At 74.3% G+C, this 19,120-nt stretch carries 15 protein-coding genes and 1 riboswitch; of the genes, 13 read left to right on the top strand and 2 right to left on the bottom strand.

Features of this window, described 5'->3' with window-relative positions; translation table 11 throughout:
* Window positions 1-101 precede the first annotated feature (101 nt).
* Window positions 102-932, bottom strand: a complete 831-nt coding sequence (locus AB0A95_RS10315; protein WP_357555372.1) for an inositol monophosphatase family protein — start codon at window positions 930-932, stop codon at window positions 102-104.
* Window positions 929-1,555: a DUF5919 domain-containing protein gene (locus AB0A95_RS10310; RefSeq protein WP_357555371.1), complete on the bottom strand. Its 627-nt coding sequence runs from the start codon at window positions 1,553-1,555 to the stop codon at window positions 929-931. Before AB0A95_RS10310 ends, AB0A95_RS10315 begins: the two co-directional genes overlap by 4 nt.
* A 422-nt stretch (window positions 1,556-1,977) precedes the next feature.
* Between AB0A95_RS10310 and AB0A95_RS10305 the strand changes: the two genes are divergently transcribed.
* From AB0A95_RS10305 to cobA, 13 genes are all read left to right on the top strand, one after another.
* The gene (locus AB0A95_RS10305; RefSeq protein ID WP_357555370.1) at window positions 1,978-2,253 is read left to right on the top strand and encodes a hypothetical protein; all 276 of its coding nucleotides are present in this window, start codon (window positions 1,978-1,980) and stop codon (window positions 2,251-2,253) included.
* A 200-nt stretch (window positions 2,254-2,453) separates the two neighbouring features.
* Window positions 2,454-2,583: riboswitch (cobalamin riboswitch) on the top strand.
* A gap of 261 nt (window positions 2,584-2,844) precedes the next feature.
* Window positions 2,845-6,513: a cobaltochelatase subunit CobN gene (cobN, locus tag AB0A95_RS10300; RefSeq protein WP_357555369.1), complete on the top strand. Its 3,669-nt coding sequence runs from the start codon at window positions 2,845-2,847 to the stop codon at window positions 6,511-6,513.
* A complete protein-coding gene (locus AB0A95_RS10295; RefSeq protein WP_357555368.1) occupies window positions 6,510-8,843 on the top strand; it encodes a VWA domain-containing protein in 2,334 nt (777 codons plus the stop codon). Before cobN ends, AB0A95_RS10295 begins: the two co-directional genes overlap by 4 nt.
* Entirely contained in the window at window positions 8,843-9,454 is a 612-nt protein-coding gene (gene cobO, locus AB0A95_RS10290) for a cob(I)yrinic acid a,c-diamide adenosyltransferase (protein WP_357555366.1), read from the top strand. The genes AB0A95_RS10295 and cobO overlap by 1 nt, the downstream gene beginning before the upstream one ends.
* The gene (locus tag AB0A95_RS10285; protein ID WP_357555365.1) at window positions 9,451-10,806 is read left to right on the top strand and encodes a cobyrinate a,c-diamide synthase; all 1,356 of its coding nucleotides are present in this window, start codon (window positions 9,451-9,453) and stop codon (window positions 10,804-10,806) included. The genes cobO and AB0A95_RS10285 overlap by 4 nt, the downstream gene beginning before the upstream one ends.
* On the top strand, window positions 10,803-11,609 hold the full coding sequence (cobI, locus tag AB0A95_RS10280) for a precorrin-2 C(20)-methyltransferase (RefSeq protein ID WP_357555363.1): 807 nt from the start codon (window positions 10,803-10,805) through the stop codon (window positions 11,607-11,609). Before AB0A95_RS10285 ends, cobI begins: the two co-directional genes overlap by 4 nt.
* On the top strand, window positions 11,606-12,439 hold the full coding sequence (cobM, locus tag AB0A95_RS10275) for a precorrin-4 C(11)-methyltransferase (RefSeq protein ID WP_357555361.1): 834 nt from the start codon (window positions 11,606-11,608) through the stop codon (window positions 12,437-12,439). Before cobI ends, cobM begins: the two co-directional genes overlap by 4 nt.
* Window positions 12,436-13,587, top strand: a complete 1,152-nt coding sequence (locus AB0A95_RS10270) for a cobalt-precorrin-5B (C(1))-methyltransferase (RefSeq protein WP_357555360.1) — start codon at window positions 12,436-12,438, stop codon at window positions 13,585-13,587. The genes cobM and AB0A95_RS10270 overlap by 4 nt, the downstream gene beginning before the upstream one ends.
* Window positions 13,584-14,924, top strand: a complete 1,341-nt coding sequence (gene cbiE / locus AB0A95_RS10265) for a precorrin-6y C5,15-methyltransferase (decarboxylating) subunit CbiE (protein ID WP_357555358.1) — start codon at window positions 13,584-13,586, stop codon at window positions 14,922-14,924. The genes AB0A95_RS10270 and cbiE overlap by 4 nt, the downstream gene beginning before the upstream one ends.
* A complete protein-coding gene (gene cobJ / locus AB0A95_RS10260) occupies window positions 14,921-16,648 on the top strand; it encodes a precorrin-3B C(17)-methyltransferase (protein ID WP_357555356.1) in 1,728 nt (575 codons plus the stop codon). The genes cbiE and cobJ overlap by 4 nt, the downstream gene beginning before the upstream one ends.
* Entirely contained in the window at window positions 16,636-16,833 is a 198-nt protein-coding gene (locus AB0A95_RS10255; RefSeq protein ID WP_357555354.1) for a 4Fe-4S binding protein, read from the top strand. Before cobJ ends, AB0A95_RS10255 begins: the two co-directional genes overlap by 13 nt.
* Window positions 16,830-17,426, top strand: a complete 597-nt coding sequence (locus AB0A95_RS10250) for a precorrin-8X methylmutase (protein ID WP_357555352.1) — start codon at window positions 16,830-16,832, stop codon at window positions 17,424-17,426. Before AB0A95_RS10255 ends, AB0A95_RS10250 begins: the two co-directional genes overlap by 4 nt.
* Window positions 17,423-19,120, top strand: a complete 1,698-nt coding sequence (cobA, locus tag AB0A95_RS10245; RefSeq protein ID WP_357555351.1) for a uroporphyrinogen-III C-methyltransferase — start codon at window positions 17,423-17,425, stop codon at window positions 19,118-19,120. Before AB0A95_RS10250 ends, cobA begins: the two co-directional genes overlap by 4 nt.

Here is a 19,120-nt window from a genome sequence, read left to right as displayed (position 1 = left end):
CCCCGGTCGTGACGTTCCCCGCCAACGGCTCCTCGTCACTGCTCACCTCAGGATCATGGCGCAGTTCGACACGGACGCCAATCGACGAGGAAACGTTGCGACTAGGTTGGCGACGGCATCCCTTGCTGGTCGGGTTCCGGAGGTGCGATTGATCGTTGAACGAGCGTCACGATGGACGGTAGGAGCAGGTCGTTGCCACCGATCGTGGCGGCAGCGTGCACGCTGTGCGGAGCGCCGTCGAGGTCGACGACCAGGGCACCAGCCTCTCGGGCGATCACGACACCCGCGACGGTGTCCCAGGGCTTGTTGGTGAGCATGATGAACGCGTCGATCTTGCCGTGAGCCAACCAGGCGAGGTCAATTGCGGCAGAACCGTGCATGCGGATCCGTTGGACGTGCCGGGTGAGCTGCTCGGTGATGGCAAGTCGCCCGGTGTTCTTCCGGCTGGCGTCGCCGCCGACCGCGTAGTCGCCGATGGCGACGACGGCGTCCTTGAGGTCGGTGACCCGGCTGGCGTGGATGCGGCGGTTGCTGGCGTAGGCACCGTCTCCCTTGGCGGCGTGGTAGCGGGTGCCGAGGAACGGCAGGTCGATGACGCCGAGGACGGCGTCTGCGCCGTGCAGGAGGCCGAGGGAGATCGCGCACAGGGGTGAGCCGTGGACGAAGTTGACGGTGCCATCGACGGGATCGAGTGCCCAGGTCAGTGTGCTGGTGTCGCCGCTGCTCCCGTACTCCTCGCCGAGGAAACCGATGTCGGGCGCCTTGGTTGCCAGATGTTCGCGGACCGCCCTCTCGATGGCGTAGTCCACCTCGGAAGCCATGTCGCGGTCACCCTTGAAGGTCAGCGCACCGGGCTGGAGCGTCCGCATCAGGTCGTGCGCCAGGTCGACGGCCTCCTGCGCGAGGGGGAGGAGGTGGGCGTAGTCGGTCATAGCTGGCGGCTGCGCTCCCAGAGTGAGGTGAACATCTCGTCGAATATCGGGTAGAGGCCGGAGGGACCCGCGCCGCGTTCGATGACCATTGTCGGACAGTCGACGCCCCGCATCCGCGGTAGGTAGTGCTGGACGACGCAGAGCTGGTCATCGATCAGAAGTAAGTTGGCGCGAATTGACTCGTCGTAGACGCCGATGGACAGGTGGTCTCGGGCACCTGCGGGGAGCCTGTCACGAATGCGGCGGGCCAGATTCTGGATGTTGAGTTCGGTGAGCGCGCTGAGGTGTCCGTCCGGATAGTCGTCCTCACGCTCCTGCCGCCTGATCGCCTCCCCGGCCGGATCGAGGAAAAGGCAACGGAGGCGGGTGCCGGCGGCGAGGAGCTTCAGAAGACGGTTGTCGGCGTACTGCTGACAGATGAGGTTGAGCGACAGGCCGGACGCCCGGATGTCCGTGGCATCCTCGAAGAGGACGTGCGGCGGCAACTCCGCCACGAAATCTGACCGGCTGGAATAGATCGCGGTGACATCGGCGCACTGGTCCCGCGCCGCCCTCGCGACCCGCAGGCCACTGACGTTTCGTTCGGTCGGGGTTCGGTCGCGTTCGCCGAGCAGGAGCGTCATGCGTGCGTGGCGGGGCATGGACAGGCCGGTGCAGATGCGGGTGAGGACGTCGATTGCTGCTGACCCGGCGGGCGCCGCTGGTGATCTCGCTGACCTGCGCCTGACTGAGCCCGGTGGCGATGCCGACGTTTGTCTGGCTGGCGCGGGTGGCTTTCTGGACGAGACGGAACACCTGAGCGATGTTCCGGGTGGCAAGGGCGTCGAGCGTGTCGGAGGAATCCCACAGCAGGTCGGGAACGGTGAACGCTCCAGTCGTTCGAACGCTCACGCGCGGCTCCCTTCCCACACCGGGGATGAGGGTCAGCATATCCAGCGATCTGATGACGGTGCCGGGACGACATCCGGAGGATGGATGGAAGTTATCCGCCGAGGGATCACGCGGTGTGATGGATGGCTGCGGTTGCGGTGAGCAGGGTCGTGGTGTGAGTCTTCGCTCCCGTCCGCACCTGCCGATGCGCCCCGCCTGGCTGTGCCGCACCTGCGCCGCCCCGTGGCCGTGCTCCCGCGCGCAACTCGATCTCGTCGCGGAGTTCTATGGCCACACGCTGGCGCTGGCCCTCTACCTGACGTCCTGCATGAACGAGGCGATCCACGACCTGTTCAGTCTTGGCGGTCGCCCCGACCTTGCCAAGATGCACGCCCGTTTCCTCGGCTGGCTGTCGTTGACCCGCCGGCCGCGCCGCTTCGAGCACGAGTAACCGAGGGCTGACCGCGCGGGTGCTGAATCGTCTACGACATCAGCTCCACAGGGAGTCGCGCAAGCACGTGGCTCCCTCCCACGCCGGCCAATCCGCCGATATTTGCGCAGGTCAATGTGGTTGAGGTGGCCGGGCTGCGCCGGGGTCCGCGTTGACCGGCGGCGCGGCGGTGTGGCAGCATTCGCGGCCTGACGGCAGTGAAGGAAGTCGGTGCGATTCCGACGCGGTCCCGCCACTGTCACCGGGGAGCGATCCCCCCTCGTGAGTCACGGCCGTGTGTCTGCGGTTGGAAGGCCGGGGGAGAGCGTCGATCCGGAAGCCAGGATACTTCGGCCGTCGGGACGTACCCCAGGGCGTGGACACCCGAGGAGGACCCGATGACGCACGGCGTCTCATTCATCGACGATTATCGTCGTATCGCGCTCCAGGTCGCTGGCTTCCGGCACTGCTGAGTCGATTGCCCGGCGCTGACCGGCCCCGGCGTCCGCGTCGGCGAGTCCGGCCGCGCCGTCGTACCGGCTGACGCCGCCCCCACCCGCTTCGTCCAGGTCGCCTCCGCAGCGGCCAGGGCGTCACTCTCCGGAGCCTGCCGTGCGCATCCTGCTGCTCTCCACCGCCGACACCGACCTGCTGGCCGCCCGCGCCAGCGGCGCCGACTACCGGCTCGCCAACCCCGCGCGGGTCACCGCCGACGAGGTGCCCGCCCTGCTCGACGGGGTCGCCCTGGTCGTCGTACGCCTGCTCGGCGGTCGACAGGCATGGCCGGACGGTCTCGCCGCGGTGCTCGGCACCGGGGTGCCGACGGTCGTGCTCGGCGGCGAGGCGCTGCCCGACGCGGAGCTGATGGCCATCTCCACGGTGCCGTCCGGGGTCGTCACCCAGGCGCTGGCGTACCTGGTCGAGGGCGGGCCGGACAACCTGGCGCACCTGGCCCGGTTCCTCTCCGACACGGTGCTGCTCACCGGCGAGGGGTTCGCCCCGCCCACACCCACCCCGGCGTACGGCGTGCACGGCGAGCACCCGACCGACCCGGACCGTCCCACAGTGGGGATCGTCTTCTACCGCGCGCACGCCCTCGCCGGCAACACCGACTTCGTCGACGTCCTCGCGGACGCGGTCCACAAGGCCGGCGGCAACCCGCTGCCGATCTTCTGCGGCTCGCTGCGCGGGTTGACCACGGGCGCCGGCCCGCTCGGGCTGTTCGCCCGCTGCGACGCGCTGCTTGTCACAGTGCTCGCCGCCGGCGGCGCGGTCGCCGCCGACGCCTCCGGAGGTGGCGACGAGGACGCCTGGGACGTCGGCGCCCTGGCCGCCCTGGACGTGCCGGTCATCCAGGCGCTCTGCCTGACCAGCACCCGGGCGCAGTGGGAGGCCAGCGACGCCGGGCTGTCCCCGTTGGACGCGGCGATGCAGGTGGCCATCCCCGAGTTCGACGGTCGGATCGTCACAGTGCCGTTCTCGTTCAAGCAGATCGACGCCGACGGCCTATCCGTCTACGCCGCCGACCCCGAGCGGGCCGCCCGGGTCGCCGGGATCGCGGTGCGCCACGCCCGGCTGCGCCACGTGCCCAACGCCGACAAGCGGGTCGCCGTGGTGCTCAGCTCGTACCCCACCAAGCACTCCCGGGTCGGCAACGCCGTCGGCCTGGACACCCCCGTCTCGGCGGTCCGGCTCTTCGCCGCGCTCGCCGACGCCGGCTACCACCTGGGCGACGCGCCACCGCCCGACGACGGCGACGCGCTGATCCACGCGCTGATCGCCGCCGGAGGCCACGACGTGGAGTGGCTCACCCCGGAGCAGCTGGCCGCCGCCGAGGCCCGGATACCGGGGCCGACCTACCGGCGGTGGTTCGACCAGATCCCGGCCGAGCTGCGCGAGCGGATGCGGGAACACTGGGGTGAGCCGCCCGGCGAGCTGTACACCGAGGCCGGCGACATCGTCCTCGCCGGGCTGCGCTTCGGCAACGTGGTGCTGCTGATCCAACCGCCGCGCGGCTTCGGGGAGAACCCGATCGCCATCTACCACGACCCGGACCTCCCGCCGAGTCACCACTACCTGGCCGCGTACCGCTGGCTGGCCGCACCCGTCGCGGACGGCGGCTTCGGCGCGGACGCCGTGGTGCACCTGGGCAAGCACGGCACGTGCGAGTGGCTGCCCGGCAAGGGCCTCGGCCTGGCCGCCGACTGCGCGCCCGACGCGGTCCTCACCGACCTGCCGCTGGTCTACCCGTTCATCGTCAACGACCCCGGCGAGGGCACCCAGGCCAAGCGGCGGGCGCACGCCGTGGTCATCGACCACCTGGTGCCGCCGATGGCCCGCGCCGAGACCTACGGCGACCTGGCCAAACTGGAGCAACTGCTTGACGAGTACGCGACGGTGCAGGCCCTCGACCCGGCCAAGGTGCCCACCGTGCGCGCGCAGATCTGGGACCTCGTACGCGCCGCCGAGCTGCACCACGACCTGCACGCCGAGGCGATGCCCGACGCGGACGACTTCGACGACTTCGTGCTGCACCTCGACGGGTACCTCTGCGAGGTCAAGGACGTGCAGATCCGCGACGGGCTGCACATCCTCGCCGACGCGCCCACCGGTGAGCCACGGGTCAACCTGGTCCTCGCGGTGCTGCGCGCCCCGCAGATCTGGGGCGGCGCCCGCGCCCTGCCCGGCCTGCGGCAGGCGCTCGCCGTCGCGTACTCCCTCGACGAGCAGGCGCTGCTCGCGGCACCCGGCGAACGACTGGCGCTGCCCACCGCGCTGACCGACGTGGTGGACGGGCCGGCCGGCACCGCCGCCGACGCGATCGACCTGATCGAGGCCCTGGCCCGACGGTTGGTCCTCGGCATGGAGACCCTGGACTGGGCAGTGGACACTGTCGACGCGGTGGTGACCGAGGTGACCGGACAACCGATCCCGGACGTCGCCGCGGTGCTGCACTTCGCCGCCACCGAACTGGTGCCCCGACTCGGCCGGACCACCGACGAGCTGACGAACACCCTCGGCGCGCTCGACGGCCGGTTCGTGCCGCCCGGCCCGTCCGGCTCACCCACCCGGGGCCTGGTCAACGTCCTGCCCACCGGGCGCAACTTCTACTCCGTCGACCCGAAGGCCATTCCCAGCCGCAACGCCTGGGACGTCGGGGTGGCCCTCGCCGACTCGCTGCTGGCCCGGCACCTCGCCGACACCGGGGCGTACCCCCGCTCGGTGGGGTTGACCGTGTGGGGCACCAGCGCGATGCGCACCCAGGGCGACGACATCGCCGAGGTGCTGGCGCTGCTGGGCTGCCGGCCGGTATGGGACGAGCGGTCCCGGCGGGTCACCGGCATCGAGGTGGTGCCGACCGCCGAGCTGGGCCGACCCCGCGTGGACGTGACAGTGCGCATCTCCGGGTTCTTCCGCGACGCGTTCCCACACGTGGTGGCGCTGCTCGACGACGCCGTGCGGCAGGTCGCCGCCCTGGACGAGCCGGAGGCGGAGAACTACCTGCGGGCGCACGTCGCCGCCGACCTCGCCGAACACGGCGACGAGCGGCGGGCCACCGCCCGGATCTTCGGCTCCAAGCCCGGGGCGTACGGCGCGGGCCTGCTACCCCTGATCGACGCCCGGACCTGGCGCAGCGACGCCGACCTGGCCGAGGTGTACGCGGTGTGGGGCGGCTACGCCTACGGCCGGGGCCTGGACGGGAGGGAGGCGCGCGCCGACATGGAACGCTCGTTCGCCCGGATCGCGGTGGCGGTGAAGAACCAGGACACCCGCGAGCACGACATCGTCGACTCCGACGACTACTTCCAGTACCACGGCGGGATGGTGGCGATGGTCCGCCACCTCACCGGCACGTCACCGCAGGCGTACGTGGGTGACTCGGCGATGCCGCACGACGTGCGCACCCGCACGTTGGGTGAGGAGACCCGGCGGGTGTTCCGGGCCCGGGTGGTCAACCCGAAGTGGATCGCGGCGATGCGCCGGCACGGCTACAAGGGCGCGTTCGAGCTGGCGGCGACGGTGGACTACCTGTTCGGCTACGACGCCACCGCCGGCGTGGTCGACGACTGGATGTACGAGCACCTGGCCGCCGCGTACCTGTTCGACGACACCACCCGGGAGTTCCTGGAGAAGTCCAACCCGTGGGCGCTGCGAGGCATCACCGAACGCCTGTTGGAGGCCGCCGACCGGGGGCTGTGGGCCAAACCCGAGCCGGCCACCCTGGACCGGCTGCGTGACACGTACCTGGCCAGCGAGGGCGACCTGGAGGACCGGGCATGAGCATCACCTACCCGTTCAGCGCGGTGCTCGGCATGGCCGACATGCGGTTGGCGCTGCTGCTCAACGCGGTGTCCCCGGCGATCGGCGGGGTGCTGGTCCGGGGTGAGAAGGGGACCGCCAAGTCCACCGCCGTACGGGCGCTCGCCGCGCTGCTGCCTCCGGTGCGCCGGGTCGCCGGCTGCCGTTTCGGCTGTGACCCGACCGAGCCGGACCCGGCCTGCCCGGACGGCCCACACCCGGCCGACCCCGCCGCCGAGACGCGTCCCGCCCGCCTCGTGGAGTTGCCGGTGGGCGCCGCCGAGGACCGGGTGGTCGGCTCACTGGATTTGGAGAAGGCCCTGGGCGAGGGGGTACGCGCCTTCGAGCCGGGCCTGCTCGCCGCCGCGCACCGGGGCGTCCTCTACGTCGACGAGGTCAACCTGCTGCACGACCATCTCGTGGACCTGCTGCTGGACGCGGCGGCGATGGGCCGCAGCCACGTCGAGCGGGAAGGCGTGTCGGTCAGCCACGCGGCCCGGTTCCTGCTGGTCGGCACCATGAACCCGGAGGAGGGGGAGCTGCGCCCGCAGCTCCTCGACCGGTTCGGGCTCACCGTCGAGGTGGGTGCCAGCCGGGACCCGCAGGTCCGGGTCGAGGTGGTCCGCCGCCGGCTCGCCGCCGACGCCGACCCGGCCGGGTTCGCCGCCCGCTGGGCCGACGCCGACGCGGAGATCGCCGCCCAGGTGGCCGCCGCGCGCCGCCGGCTTCCCGGGGTACGCCTCCCGGACGCCGCGTTGCGGCAGATCGCCGAGGTGTGCGCGGCGTTCGACGTGGACGGGATGCGCGCCGACATCGTCACGGCCCGTACCGCCCTCGCCCACGCCGCCTGGCATGGCCGGGACCGGGTCACCATCGACGACGTCCGGGTGGCCGCCCGGCTGGCTCTGCCGCACCGCCGCCGCCGCGACCCGTTCGACACCCCCGGGCTGGACGAGAAGCGCCTCGACGAGGCGTTGCAACGTGCCCAGGACGCCCACCCCGACGACCCGGACGACGACGGCCCCGAGGACCGTGGCCCGGATGGCGGCGGCCCGGCCGGTGGCGGCGGCCCGAACGGCGGCGGCCCGAACGGCGGCGGCCCGAACGGCGGCGGCCCGAACGGCGGAGACGGCGGCGGCGGTGGCGCTGACCAGGGTGAACCCGGGTCGGTCGGGCACTCGTCGGCACGTGATGGCGCTGGCCCGGACGGCCGCGCCGACGGGCCGGACGGCGACGACGGCTGGCCGCAGCGCGAGACGGGCGAATGGGGCGCCGACGGTGGCTGGCCGCAGCGCTCGGCGGACGACCGGGGCAACGACGACGGCTGGCCGCAGCGCTCGGCGGACGACCGGGGCGGTGCCGGGCAGCACGCGCGCCCGCGCGGTGGCCGGGCACCGGCGGCCGGTGACGACGATCCGACCCGGGGCGACGGGACGTCTCAGCCGGTGGCCGTACCCCGGGGTGGGCTGAAGGCGCGGGTGCTCACCGCGCCCGGCGTCGGTGACGGGGTGCCGGGCCGGCGGTCGCGGGCCCGCACCGGACGGGGGCGCACCATTGGCGCCCGGGTGCCGGCGGGCCGTGTCGACGCGCTGCACCTGCCGGCCACGATCCGCGCCGCCGCGCCGCACCAGGCGTCGCGGGGACGGCTGGCCGGCCCGCTGCGGTTGCGCCCGGACGACGTGCGCGAGGCGGTGCGCGAGGGGCGCGAGGGCAACCTCGTGCTGTTCGTGGTGGACGCGAGCGGCTCGATGGGCGCTCGGCAGCGGATGACCGCCGTGAAGGACGCGGTGCTCGCCCTGCTCACCGATGCCTACCAGCGGCGGGACAAGGTCGCGGTGATCGCGTTCCGGGGGAGCGGCGCGCGGACTCTGCTGCCGGCGACGTCGTCGGTGCTGGCCGCCTCGACGCGGCTGGCCGAGTTGCCCACCGGTGGGCGTACGCCGCTGGCCGAGGGGCTGCTCGCCGCCGCCGATCTGCTGCGGGTGGAACGTCTGCGCGACCCTAAGCGCCGCCCACTGGTCCTCATCGTCACCGACGGCCGAGCCACCGCCGGCACCCGCCCACTGGACCGTGCGGCAGCAGCCGCGAAGGTGCTGGCGGCGACGGCCGCCCCGTGCGTGGTCGTCGACTGCGAATCGGGCCCCGTCCGCCTGCACCTGGCCACCCGCCTGGCAACTCAGCTGCAAGCCCCCCACCACGAACTGAACGACGTGGCCCAGACCCGAGGAGATCTTGGAGGGAAATGGCCCCTGGAAGGGCGCTTTCCTTCCAAGATCTCGACCGGTCCCGCGCCCGATAGGAGCGTCGCCTGATGCCGCAGGGACAGCCGAATCACGTGCCTCTTGACGGGTTGACCACCCGGCAGCGGCGGCACCGTCCACTGGTGATCGTTCACACCGGGCAGATGAAGGGGAAGTCGACGGCGGCCTTCGGGTTGGCGTTGCGGGCCTGGACCGCCGGCCTGCCGGTCGGCGTGTTCCAGTTCGTCAAGAGCGCCAAGTGGCGGGTAGGTGAGGAGAACGCCTTCCGGGCGCTCGGCGAGGTGCACGAGCGCACCGGCCAGGGCGCACCGGTGGCCTGGCACAAGATGGGCGAGGGCTGGTCCTGGATCCAGCGCGGCGGTGAGGCCGACCACGCCGCCGACGCCCTGGAGGGCTGGCGGCAGATCCAGCGCGACCTGGCCGCCGAGCGGTACGGGCTGTACGTGCTCGACGAGTTCACCTACCCGATGAAGTGGGGCTGGGTGGACGTCGACGAGGTGGTGGCCACCCTGGCCGACCGGCCCGGCTTCCAACACGTGGTGATCACCGGCCGGGACGCCGACCCGCGCCTGGTCGCCGCCGCCGACCTGGTGGCCGAGCTGACCAAGGTCAAGCACCCGATGGACGCCGGCCAGAAGGGCCAGAAGGGCATCGAGTGGTGAGCGCGACGCCCTGGGCGCTGCCCCGGGTGGTAGTGGCCGCCCCAGCCAGCGGGCACGGCAAGACCACTGTCGCCACCGGGCTGCTCGCCGCGCTGCGTCGTCGCGGCCTGACGGTCAGCCCGCACAAGGTCGGTCCGGACTACATCGACCCCGGCTACCACGCCCTCGCCGCCGGTCGACCGGGGCGCAACCTCGACCCGTTCCTGGTCGGGGCCGACCGGATCGCGGCGCTGCTGCGGCACGGCGCGAGCGTCCCGACGCCCGCCGACATCGCCGTGGTGGAGGGCGTCATGGGCCTGCACGACGGGGCGGTGGGCCGCCGCGACTACGCGTCCACCGCGCACGTCGCCCGGCTGATCGAGGCACCAGCGCTGCTGGTGCTGGACACCACCGCGCAGGGCCGCTCCGCCGCCGCGCTGACCCTCGGCATGGCCGCCTTCGATCCCGCGGTACGCATCGGCGGGGTGATCCTCAACCGGGTCGGTTCACCCCGGCACGAGACGCTGCTGCGCGACGCCCTCGCCGAGGTGGGCGTACCGGTGCTCGGTGCCGTCACCCGCGCCGCCGAGGTGGCCGCCCCGGCCCGACACCTCGGCCTCGTCCCGGTCGCCGAACGGGCACCCGAATCCCTGGCGATCGTCACCGCCCTCGCCGAGCTGGTCGAGGCCACGGTGGACCTCGACGCGGTGCTCGACCTGGCCCGCACCGCCCCGCCGTTGACCACCCCGGCGTGGGACCCGGTCGCCGCCGTCGGCGGGCCGGCCGGCGTCGAGCGGCCACGGGTCGCCCTCGCCGGTGGTCCGGCCTTCACCTTCTCGTACGCGGAGACCGCCGAACTGCTCACCGCCGCCGGCGCGGACGTGGTCACTGTCGACCCGCTGCGCGACCCGACGCTGCCCGCCGGCACCCGGGCGGTGGTCATCGGCGGCGGGTTCCCCGAGGCGTACGCCCAGGCGCTGGCCGGCAACGCCACGCTGCGCGCCGAGCTGGCCGACTTCGACGGGCCGATCGTGGCCGAGTGCGCCGGGCTGCTCTACCTCGGACGGTCCCTGGACGACGTGCCGATGTGCGGCCGGCTGGACCTGACCGCCCGGATGACCGGCCGGCTCACCCTCGGCTACCGCGAGGCGGTGGCCGTCACCGACTCCCCGGTGGCCCGGGTCGGCGAGGGCGTACGCGGCCACGAGTTCCACCGCACCACCACCGACCCGGGCCACGGTGACCGGCCGGCGTGGCGCTGGGACGACACCGCGCACGGCTTCGTCACCGGCCGGGTACACGCCTCCTACCTGCACACCCACTGGGCCGGTCACCCCGACGCGGCCCGCCGCCTGGTCGAGGCGTGCCGATGACCGCCGACGCCCGTGCCGCCGGCGGGTCGGCCGACGCCACGCTGACCGGGATCGGTGTCGGCCCGGGTGACCCCGAGTTGCTCACCGTCAAGGCGGTGCGGTTGCTGCGCGAGGCCGACCTGGTCTTCGTACCCGTGATGGCGGACCGGGTCGAACCCACCGCGACCGCCGCGCCGACGCCGGCGGGTGCGGACGCCGGGCGGGCCGAGGCGACGGTACGGACCCACGTCGCGGCGGACCGGTTGCGCCGGCTGCCGTTCGCCCTGGACGACACCGGTGGGGTGACGGCCCGCCGGGCGGCGGCCTGGGACGACGCGGCCCGGGTGGTGGTCGACGCGATCGACGCTGGCGCACGGTCCCTGGCGTTCGCCACCATCGGCGACCCGAACGTCTACTCCACCTTCGGCTACCTGGCGCAGAGCGTCCGGGCACTGCGCCCGGCGGTGCGGGTGGCGACGGTGCCCGGCATCACCGCCATGCAGGAGCTGGCCGCGCGCAGCGGCACCCCGCTCTGCGAGGGACGCGAACCGCTGACCCTGCTGCCGGCCACCGCCGGCCTGGCGCTGTTCGCCGACGCTCTCGCCGGGCCGGGCACAGTGGTCGCCTACAAGGGCTGGCGGCGACACCCGGAGCTGCTTGCCGAGCTGCGCCGGCAGGGCCGCCTCGCCGACGCGGTGCTCGGGCGCCACCTGGGCCTGCCCGGCGAACACGTCGGAGGTGTCGACGACGCCGCACCCGACCTGCCGTACCTGTCGACGCTGCTGGTCCCGGCCCGCCGCGAGCACCGAGGAGGAAAACTGTGACAAGCGACGGCAAGGTGTGGTTCGTCGGCGCCGGCCCCGGTGCGGCGGACCTGCTGACAGTGCGAGCCGCCCGGGTGATCGCCGAGGCGGACATCGTGATCTGGGCGGCCAGCCTGGTGCACGCCGACGTGCTCGGCCACGCCCGCGCGGGCGCGGAGATCGTCGACTCGTCGCAGCTGCCCATCGAGGGTGTGCTGCCGCTCTACCAGCGCGCCGCCGAACAGGGGCTGACCGTGGCGCGGGTCCACTCCGGCGACCCGGCGCTGTGGGGCGCGGTGCAGGAGCAACTGGACGTGTGCCGGGCGCTCGGCCTGGCCGTCGAGATCGTGCCCGGGGTCTCCTCGTTCACCGCCGTCGCGGCGATCGTCGGGCGGGAGCTGACAGTGCCCGAGGTGGCCCAGTCGGTGATCCTCACCCGCCTCGAAGGCGGCAAGACCCCCATGCCGCCCGGCGAGCGGGTCCGCGACTTCGCCCGGCACGGCACCACGATGGCGCTGTTCCTCTCCGCCGCCCGTTCCGGGCAGGTGCAGGCCGAGTTGCTGGCCGGCGGCTACCCGCAGGACACCCCGGCCGTGGTGGCGTATCAGGCGACCTGGCCGGACGAGCTGGTGGTGCGCTGCACGGTCGGCACCCTGGAGGCCACTGTCAAGCAGCACAGGCTGTGGAAACACACCCTCTTCCTGGTCGGGCCGGCACTGGCCGCCGAGGGCACCCGCTCGCACCTCTACCACCCCGGGCACTTCCACACCTTCCGCCGGGCCGAGCCGGCCGCCCGCGCCGAGCTGCGCCGCCAGACCGGCGGCCGTGCCGGAGGAACAGGCACACAGTGACGTACGCGGAGCCGCCGCTGCGCGAGCCGGACCTGCCGCGTACCGCGAAGGTCCGGCCCACCGCGCTGCGCACCGGCTGGACCACCGGCGCCTGCGCGACGGCGGCGGCCAAGGCGGCGGTCACCGCCCTGGTCACCGGGGAGATCCAGCCGGACGTGGAAATCGGTCTGCCCGCCGGTCGGCGGGTGCGCTTCGGCGTGGAACGCTGCGAACTGACCGGCGACCCGCCGGTGCGGGCCGAGGCGGTCGTCGTCAAGGACGCCGGCGACGACCCGGACGTCACCCACGGGGCCGAGCTGACCGCGACAGTGGACTGGACCGATGTCCCCGGCCTGCGGCTCGCCGGCGGCGCGGGCGTCGGCACTGTCACCAAACCCGGCCTCGGGCTCGCGGTCGGCGGTCCGGCGATCAACGACAGCCCACGCCGGATGATCGGCGAGGCGGTGGCCGAGGTGGTCGACCTCACCGAGGTCGGCGTCCGGGTGGTGATCAGTGTGCCCCGGGGCGAGATCATGGCCCGCAAGACGACCAACCGTCGCCTCGGCATCCTCGGCGGCATCTCGATTCTCGGCACCACCGGGATCGTCCGCCCGTTCTCCACCGCCTCCTGGCGGGCCAGCGTCGTCCAGGCCGTGCACGTGATGGCCGCCCAGGGCGAGCCGACGGTGGTGCTGTGCACCGGCGGGCGTACCGAGCGGGCCGCCCGCGCGCTCCTGCCCGACCTGCCCGAGGTGTGCTTCGTCGAGGTGGGCGACTTCACCGGGGCTGCCGTCACCGCCGCCGTCGGTGACGACATGACCGGCGTGGTATTCGTCGGCATGGCCGGCAAGCTGGCCAAACTCGCCGCCGGCATCCTGATGACCCACTACACCCGCTCGACTGTGGACCTGTCCCTGCTCGGTGCGGTGACCGCCGAGGCCGGTGGCGACCCGGCGCTCGTCGCCGCCGTGACCGAGGCGAACACCGGGCGGCACGCGTACGAGCTGTGGGAGGCCGCCGGGCTGCTCGGCCTGGCCGGCGACCTGCTCTGCCAACGGGTCCGCCAGGTGCTGCGACGCTTCGCCGGACCCACTGTCACAGTGGACGTGGCGATGGTCGACTTCGCCGGAGCGCACGTCGTCGCCTCGTCCGGCCGGTGGCCCCGATGAGCCGGACGTCCCCGGACCCGCTGGCGAACCCGGCGGCACCGGAGGCGCTGACGACCGCGCCCGGACCGGACGCGCTGGTGGCCGGGGCCGGCCCGGAGGCGCTGGTGGCCGGGGCTGGCCCGGAGGCGGTGGTGACCGTGGTCGGGCTGGACGCGGCCGGGGCGCCACCGCATCCCGCCCTCGCGCCCGCACTGGCCGGGGCCGGGCTGGTCGTCGGGGCGGCCCGGCATGTGGCCGCCGTTCCCGTGCCGGCCGGCGCGGACACCGTCGTCCTCGGGCCACTTGCCCCGGCCGTCGGGCGGCTGACCGAGGCCGTCGCCGCCGGAGTGCCGGCCGTGGTGCTGGCCAGCGGGGACCCCGGCCTGTTCGGCATCGTCCGACGGCTGCGCGCGGCCGGGCTGCCACTGCGGGTGGTGCCGGCGGTGTCCAGTGTGGCCGCCGCGTTCGCCCGCGCCGGGCTGCCCTGGGACGGCGCCGCCGTGGTCACCGCGCACGGGCGCGACCCGCGACCGGCCCTGAACGCCTGCCGGGCGCTGCCGCTTGTCGCGGTGCTCACCGCACCCGGTGCCGGTGCCGCCGAGCTGGGCGCGGGCCTGATCGGCTGGCCCCGCCGCCTGCTCGTCGCCGAGCACCTGGGCACCGCCGCCGAACGGATCCGCCCGGTGACCCCCGAGCAGGCCGCCACCGAGACCTGGTCCGACCCCCACGTCCTGCTCAGCCTCGCCGACGCGGATCTGTTCGCGTTCGGTGGCATGCGCGCCGACAACCAGCCGGCCGCCGCGCCGGCCGGTGGGTGGGCGCTGCCGGAGAGCCGGTACGCCCACCGCGACTCCATGATCACCAAGTCGGAGGTGCGCGCCCTCGTCGTCGCCCGGCTGCGCCCGCGACTGGGACGGCTGGTGTGGGACGTCGGCGCGGGCAGCGGTTCGGTCGGCATCGAGTGCGCCCTGCTCGGCGCGGCGGTACTCGCCGTCGAACAGGACCCCGCCGCCGGCGCGGCCATCCGGGCCAACGCGACAGCGCACGCTGTGGACGTCCGGCTCGTCACCGGGCGGGCACCGCAGGCGCTGGCCGGCCTGCCCGATCCGGACGCGGTCTTCGTCGGCGGCGGCGGTGTCGACGTGCTCGCCGCCGTGCTGACCCGCCAGCCCGAGCGGGTGGTGCTCACCCTCGCCGCACTGGACCGTGTCGCACCGGCCGTTGGCCTGCTGCGCGCCGCCGGCTACACGGTGCAGGGCTGCCAGCTCTCCGCCGCCCGCCTCGCCGACCTGCCCGGCGGGTCGATCCGTCTCGCGGCCACCAACCCGGTGGTCGTCCTCACCGGGGAGCGCCAGTGACCGACCAGAACCCGCCCCCTCGCATCGGTCTGGTGGCGGCCACGGCCGCCGGCCGACGGCACGCGCACATTGTCGCCGCCGCCTGGCCGCACGCCCGCCTGGTCGAGGGGGAGAGCGTCGCCGACGCGCTGCGGACCGCCTGGGTGGAGGGTGACGCGGTGGTCGCGTTCCTGGCCACCGGCGCGGTGGTGCGGATCCTCGCGCCGCTGCTCGCCGACAAGCACGGCGACCCGGCCGTGGTGGTCGTCGACGAGGCCGCCCGGCACGCCGTGGCACTGCTCGGCGGGCACGCCGGCGGCGGCAACGACCTCGCCGAAGCCGTCGCCGCGCTGCTGGACGCCCGACCGGTGATCACCACCGCCACCGACGCGGTCGGCCTACCGGGGCTGGACACCCTCGGCTGGCCCGCGCAGGGCGCGGTCGCCGCGGTGTCCCGGGCCATCCTGGACGGCGAGCCGGTCCGGCTGATCGCCGACGCCCACTGGCCGTTGCCCGCCCTGCCCCCGAACGTCCAGGCCACCGACGAGGACGCCGTGAACGCCGGTTACCGGCTGCTCGTCACCGACCGGGTGGTGCCGCTCGACGGGCGGACCGCCGTGCTCCGGCCCCCGTCGCTTGTCGCGGGTGTCGGCGCGAGCCGGGGCGTACCCGCCGCCGAGGTGGCGGAGCTGCTGCACCGGGTGCTGGCCGAGGCCGGCCTCAGCGCCGCGAGCCTGCGCTGCCTGGCCAGCGCCGACGTGAAAGCCGACGAGGCGGGCATCCGCAGCACCGCCGACGCGCTCGGCGTACCCCTGGTGACCTGGCCGGCGACGCGGCTGGCGGCGGTCGACGTGCCGCACCCCAGCGAGGTGGTCCGCGCCGCGGTCGGCACGCCGAGCGTGGCGGAGGCCGCGGCCCTGCTCGGCCCGGCCGGCCGCCCGGACGACGCCACGCTGCTGGTGGGCAAGACCGCGACGGCGATGGCCACCGTGGCGGTGGCCCGGCACGCGCCACGCGGCCGGCTGGCCGTCGTCGGGCTCGGACCGGGCGCCGCCGACCTGCGCACCCCCCGCGCGGTGGCCGAGCTGCGTCGCGCCGCAGTGGTGGTCGGTCTGGACCAGTACCTCGACCAGGTCCGCGACGTGCTCCGACCGGGCACGCGGGTGCTGTCCAGCGGGCTCGGCGCGGAGGAGGCGCGGGCCCGCGCCGCCGTCGCCGAGGCCGTCGCCGGCCGGGCGGTCGCGCTTGTCGGCTCCGGCGACGCCGGGGTGTACGCGATGGCCAGCCCCGCCCTGGAGTACGCCGACGAACGCATCGACGTCGTCGGCGTGCCCGGGGTGACCGCCGCACTGGCCGCCGGGGCGCTGCTCGGTGCACCCCTCGGCCACGACCACGCCTATGTCAGCCTGTCCGACCTGCACACCCCGTGGGAGGTCATCGAGCGGCGGGTGACCGCGGCGGCCGAGGGTGACTTCGTGACGCTGTTCTACAACCCGCGCAGCCGGGCCCGGGACTGGCAGCTCGGCAAGGCGCTCGGCATCCTCGCCGCCCACCGCCCACCGGACACCCCGGTCGGTGTGGTGCGCAACGCCAGCCGCCCCGGCGAGCGGCTGCACCTGGCGACCCTGGCCACCCTCGACCCGGCCGTTGTCGACATGTACAGCGTCGTGGTGGTCGGCAACAGCGACACGAGGGTGGTCGCCGGCCGGATGGTCACGCCCCGGGGGTACCGATGGCGTTCGTGACGATCGACGCCTGCCAGGGCTGCGGCGCCTGCCTGCTCACCTGCCCCACGCACGCGATCCGGCCGGTCGCCGGGGGCCTGACGGTCCGCGCCGACCGGTGCACCGGCTGCCTGGAGTGCCTGGAGATCTGCCCGGTCGACGCGATCCGCGTGCTCGACCCCGACCCTCGCGAAGGAGCCCGATGAGCCGGGTGGTGCACCCCATCGAGGTCGAGTCGTACCGCATCCTGCGGGAGCGGGTCGACCTGTCGCACCTGCCGCCGCTGAGCCGCGCGGTGACCGAACGGGTGGTGCACGCCAGCGCCGACCTCGCGTACGTCGATGAGTTGGTCTGCGACGAGGCGGCGCTGGAGTCGGGGCTGGCGGCGTTGCGCGCCGGGGCGCCGGTGGTCACCGACGTGGCGATGGTCGCCGCCGGCATCACCCGCGCCGGCCTGGAGCTGGTCTGCCCGGTCGCCGAGCCGGCCGCCGCCGAGCTGGGCCGCGCGGCCGGCATCACCCGCTCGGCGGCGGCCGCGCGGATCGCCCTCGACCGGGTCGGGCCGGGCGCGGTCTGGGTGGTCGGCTGCGCACCCACCGCACTCGTCGAACTGCTCACCCTGCACGCCGCTCCGGCGCTCGTCGTCGGCCTGCCTGTCGGCTTCGTCGGCGCCGCCGAGTCGAAGGCGGCGCTACGGGCCAGCGGTCTGCCCGCCGTGTCCAACGTGGGGGAGAAGGGCGGGTCGGCGGTCGCCGCCGCCGCCCTCAACGCGCTGCTCTACATCGAGGAGAAGTCATGACCGGGTTGGTCATCGTCGGGCACGGTACGCGCAGCGCGGCCGGGGTCGACCAGTTCGCCGCACTGGTCGAGCGGGTCCGCCGTCGCGGTGTCGTCGACGACGTCGAGGGCGGCTTCATCGAGCTGTCCCGCCCGCCGCTGACCGACGCGGTCGGTGCGCTCGTCGCGCGGGGGCACCGGGCGCTCGTGGCGTTGCCGCTGGTGCTCACCGCCGCCGGGCACGGCAAGGGCGACATCCCCGCCGCGATGGGTCGGGAACAGCAGCGCCACCCCGGGCTGACCTACCGCTACGGTCGCCCGCTCGGCCCGCACCCGTTGCTGCACGACGCCCTCGAACAGCGCGTCGACGCGGCGTTGGCGGGTGCCGACCGGGCCGGCACGGCGTTGGCGGGTGCCGATCGGGCCGGCACGGCGCTGGCGGGTGCCGATCGGGCCGGCACGTGGGTCGCGTTGATCGGCCGGGGTTCCACCGATCCGGACGCCAACGCCGAGGTGGCCAAGGTGGCCCGGCTGCTGTGGGAGGGGCGCGGCTACGCCGGTGTGGAGCCGGGGTTCGTCTCCCTCGCGTCCCCGTCGGTGCCGGCGGTGCTGGAGCGGCTGCGTCGCCTGGGCGCGCGGCGGATCGTCGTCGCACCGTACTTCCTGTTCGCCGGGGTGCTGCCGGACCGGATCGTCGCCCAGTCGGCGGAGTTCGCCGCCGCCCACCCCGACCTGGACGTCCGCGTCGCCGAGGTGATCGGCGACTGCGACGCCCTCGCGGACCTGGTGCTGGAACGCCACGCCGAGGCGCTGGCCGGGGACATCCGGATGAACTGCGACACCTGCGCGTACCGGGTGTTGATGCCCGGCTTCGCCGACAAGGTGGGTCGCCCGCAACGCCCGCACGACCACCCGGACGACCCGGTCGGCCACCACCACCACCACGGGCACGACCACCACCACGACCACGGGCACGACCACGGCTCGGTCGCCGTGGTCGGCGGTGGGCCGGGGCCCGACGACCTGATCACGGTACGCGCGAAGGCGCTGCTCGACGCGGCGGACGTCGTGGTGGCCGACCGGCTGGCCCCCACGGGGTTGCTCGCCGGGCTGCGCCCCGACGTGCTGGTCATCGACGCCGCGAAGGTGCCCCGTGGCCCGTCGATGGCCCAGGAGGCGATCAACGAGGCGCTGGTGTCGCACGCCCGCGCCGGTCGCCGGGTGGTCCGGCTCAAGGGTGGCGACCCGTACGTCTTCGGACGTGGCCACGAGGAGGTGCAGGCCTGTGTGGCGGCCGGCGTGCCGGTGACTGTGGTGCCGGGAGTGAGCAGCGCGCTCGCCGCCCCGGCCCTCGCCGGTGTGCCGGTGACGCACCGGGGCGTGGCCCACGACGTCACAGTCGTGTCGGGGCACCTGCCGCCCGGGCACCCCGACTCGCTCGTGGACTGGGCGGCGCTGGCCCGGGCCCGGGGCACCGTCGTGCTGTTGATGGCCGTCGACACCATCGCCAAGATCGCGTCAGTGTTGATCGAGCACGGCCGGGCCCCGGAGACCCCGGTGCTCGCCGTGCAGGACGCCGGGCAGCCCGGCCAGCGGTCGCTGCCCGCCCGGCTGGACGAGATCGGCGCGGTCGCCGCCCGGGAGAGCGTGGGCCCGCCCGCTGTCTTCGTCCTCGGCCCGGTGGTCGCTCTCACCACCACCGGGCCGAGGGCCTGA

It is taken from the genome of Micromonospora sp. NPDC049230, from assembly GCF_040647875.1.
Taxonomy (GTDB): domain Bacteria; phylum Actinomycetota; class Actinomycetes; order Mycobacteriales; family Micromonosporaceae; genus Micromonospora.
This window is presented reverse-complemented; position numbering and strand designations above follow the sequence as displayed.

Bases quoted from the DNA above. Each gene is read 5' to 3' on its own strand.
- AB0A95_RS10315 (WP_357555372.1), bottom strand. From the start codon at position 932: ATGACCGACTACGCCCACCTCCTCCCCCTCGCGCAGGAGGCCGTCGAC.
- AB0A95_RS10310 (WP_357555371.1), bottom strand. From the start codon at position 1,555: ATGACGCTCCTGCTCGGCGAACGCGACCGAACCCCGACCGAACGAAAC.
- AB0A95_RS10295 (WP_357555368.1), top strand. From the start codon at position 6,510: ATGAGCATCACCTACCCGTTCAGCGCGGTGCTCGGCATGGCCGACATG.
- cobO (WP_357555366.1), top strand. From the start codon at position 8,843: ATGCCGCAGGGACAGCCGAATCACGTGCCTCTTGACGGGTTGACCACC.
- cobI (WP_357555363.1), top strand. From the start codon at position 10,803: ATGACCGCCGACGCCCGTGCCGCCGGCGGGTCGGCCGACGCCACGCTG.
- cbiE (WP_357555358.1), top strand. From the start codon at position 13,584: ATGAGCCGGACGTCCCCGGACCCGCTGGCGAACCCGGCGGCACCGGAG.
- AB0A95_RS10255 (WP_357555354.1), top strand. From the start codon at position 16,636: ATGGCGTTCGTGACGATCGACGCCTGCCAGGGCTGCGGCGCCTGCCTG.
- AB0A95_RS10250 (WP_357555352.1), top strand. From the start codon at position 16,830: ATGAGCCGGGTGGTGCACCCCATCGAGGTCGAGTCGTACCGCATCCTG.
- cobA (WP_357555351.1), top strand. From the start codon at position 17,423: ATGACCGGGTTGGTCATCGTCGGGCACGGTACGCGCAGCGCGGCCGGG.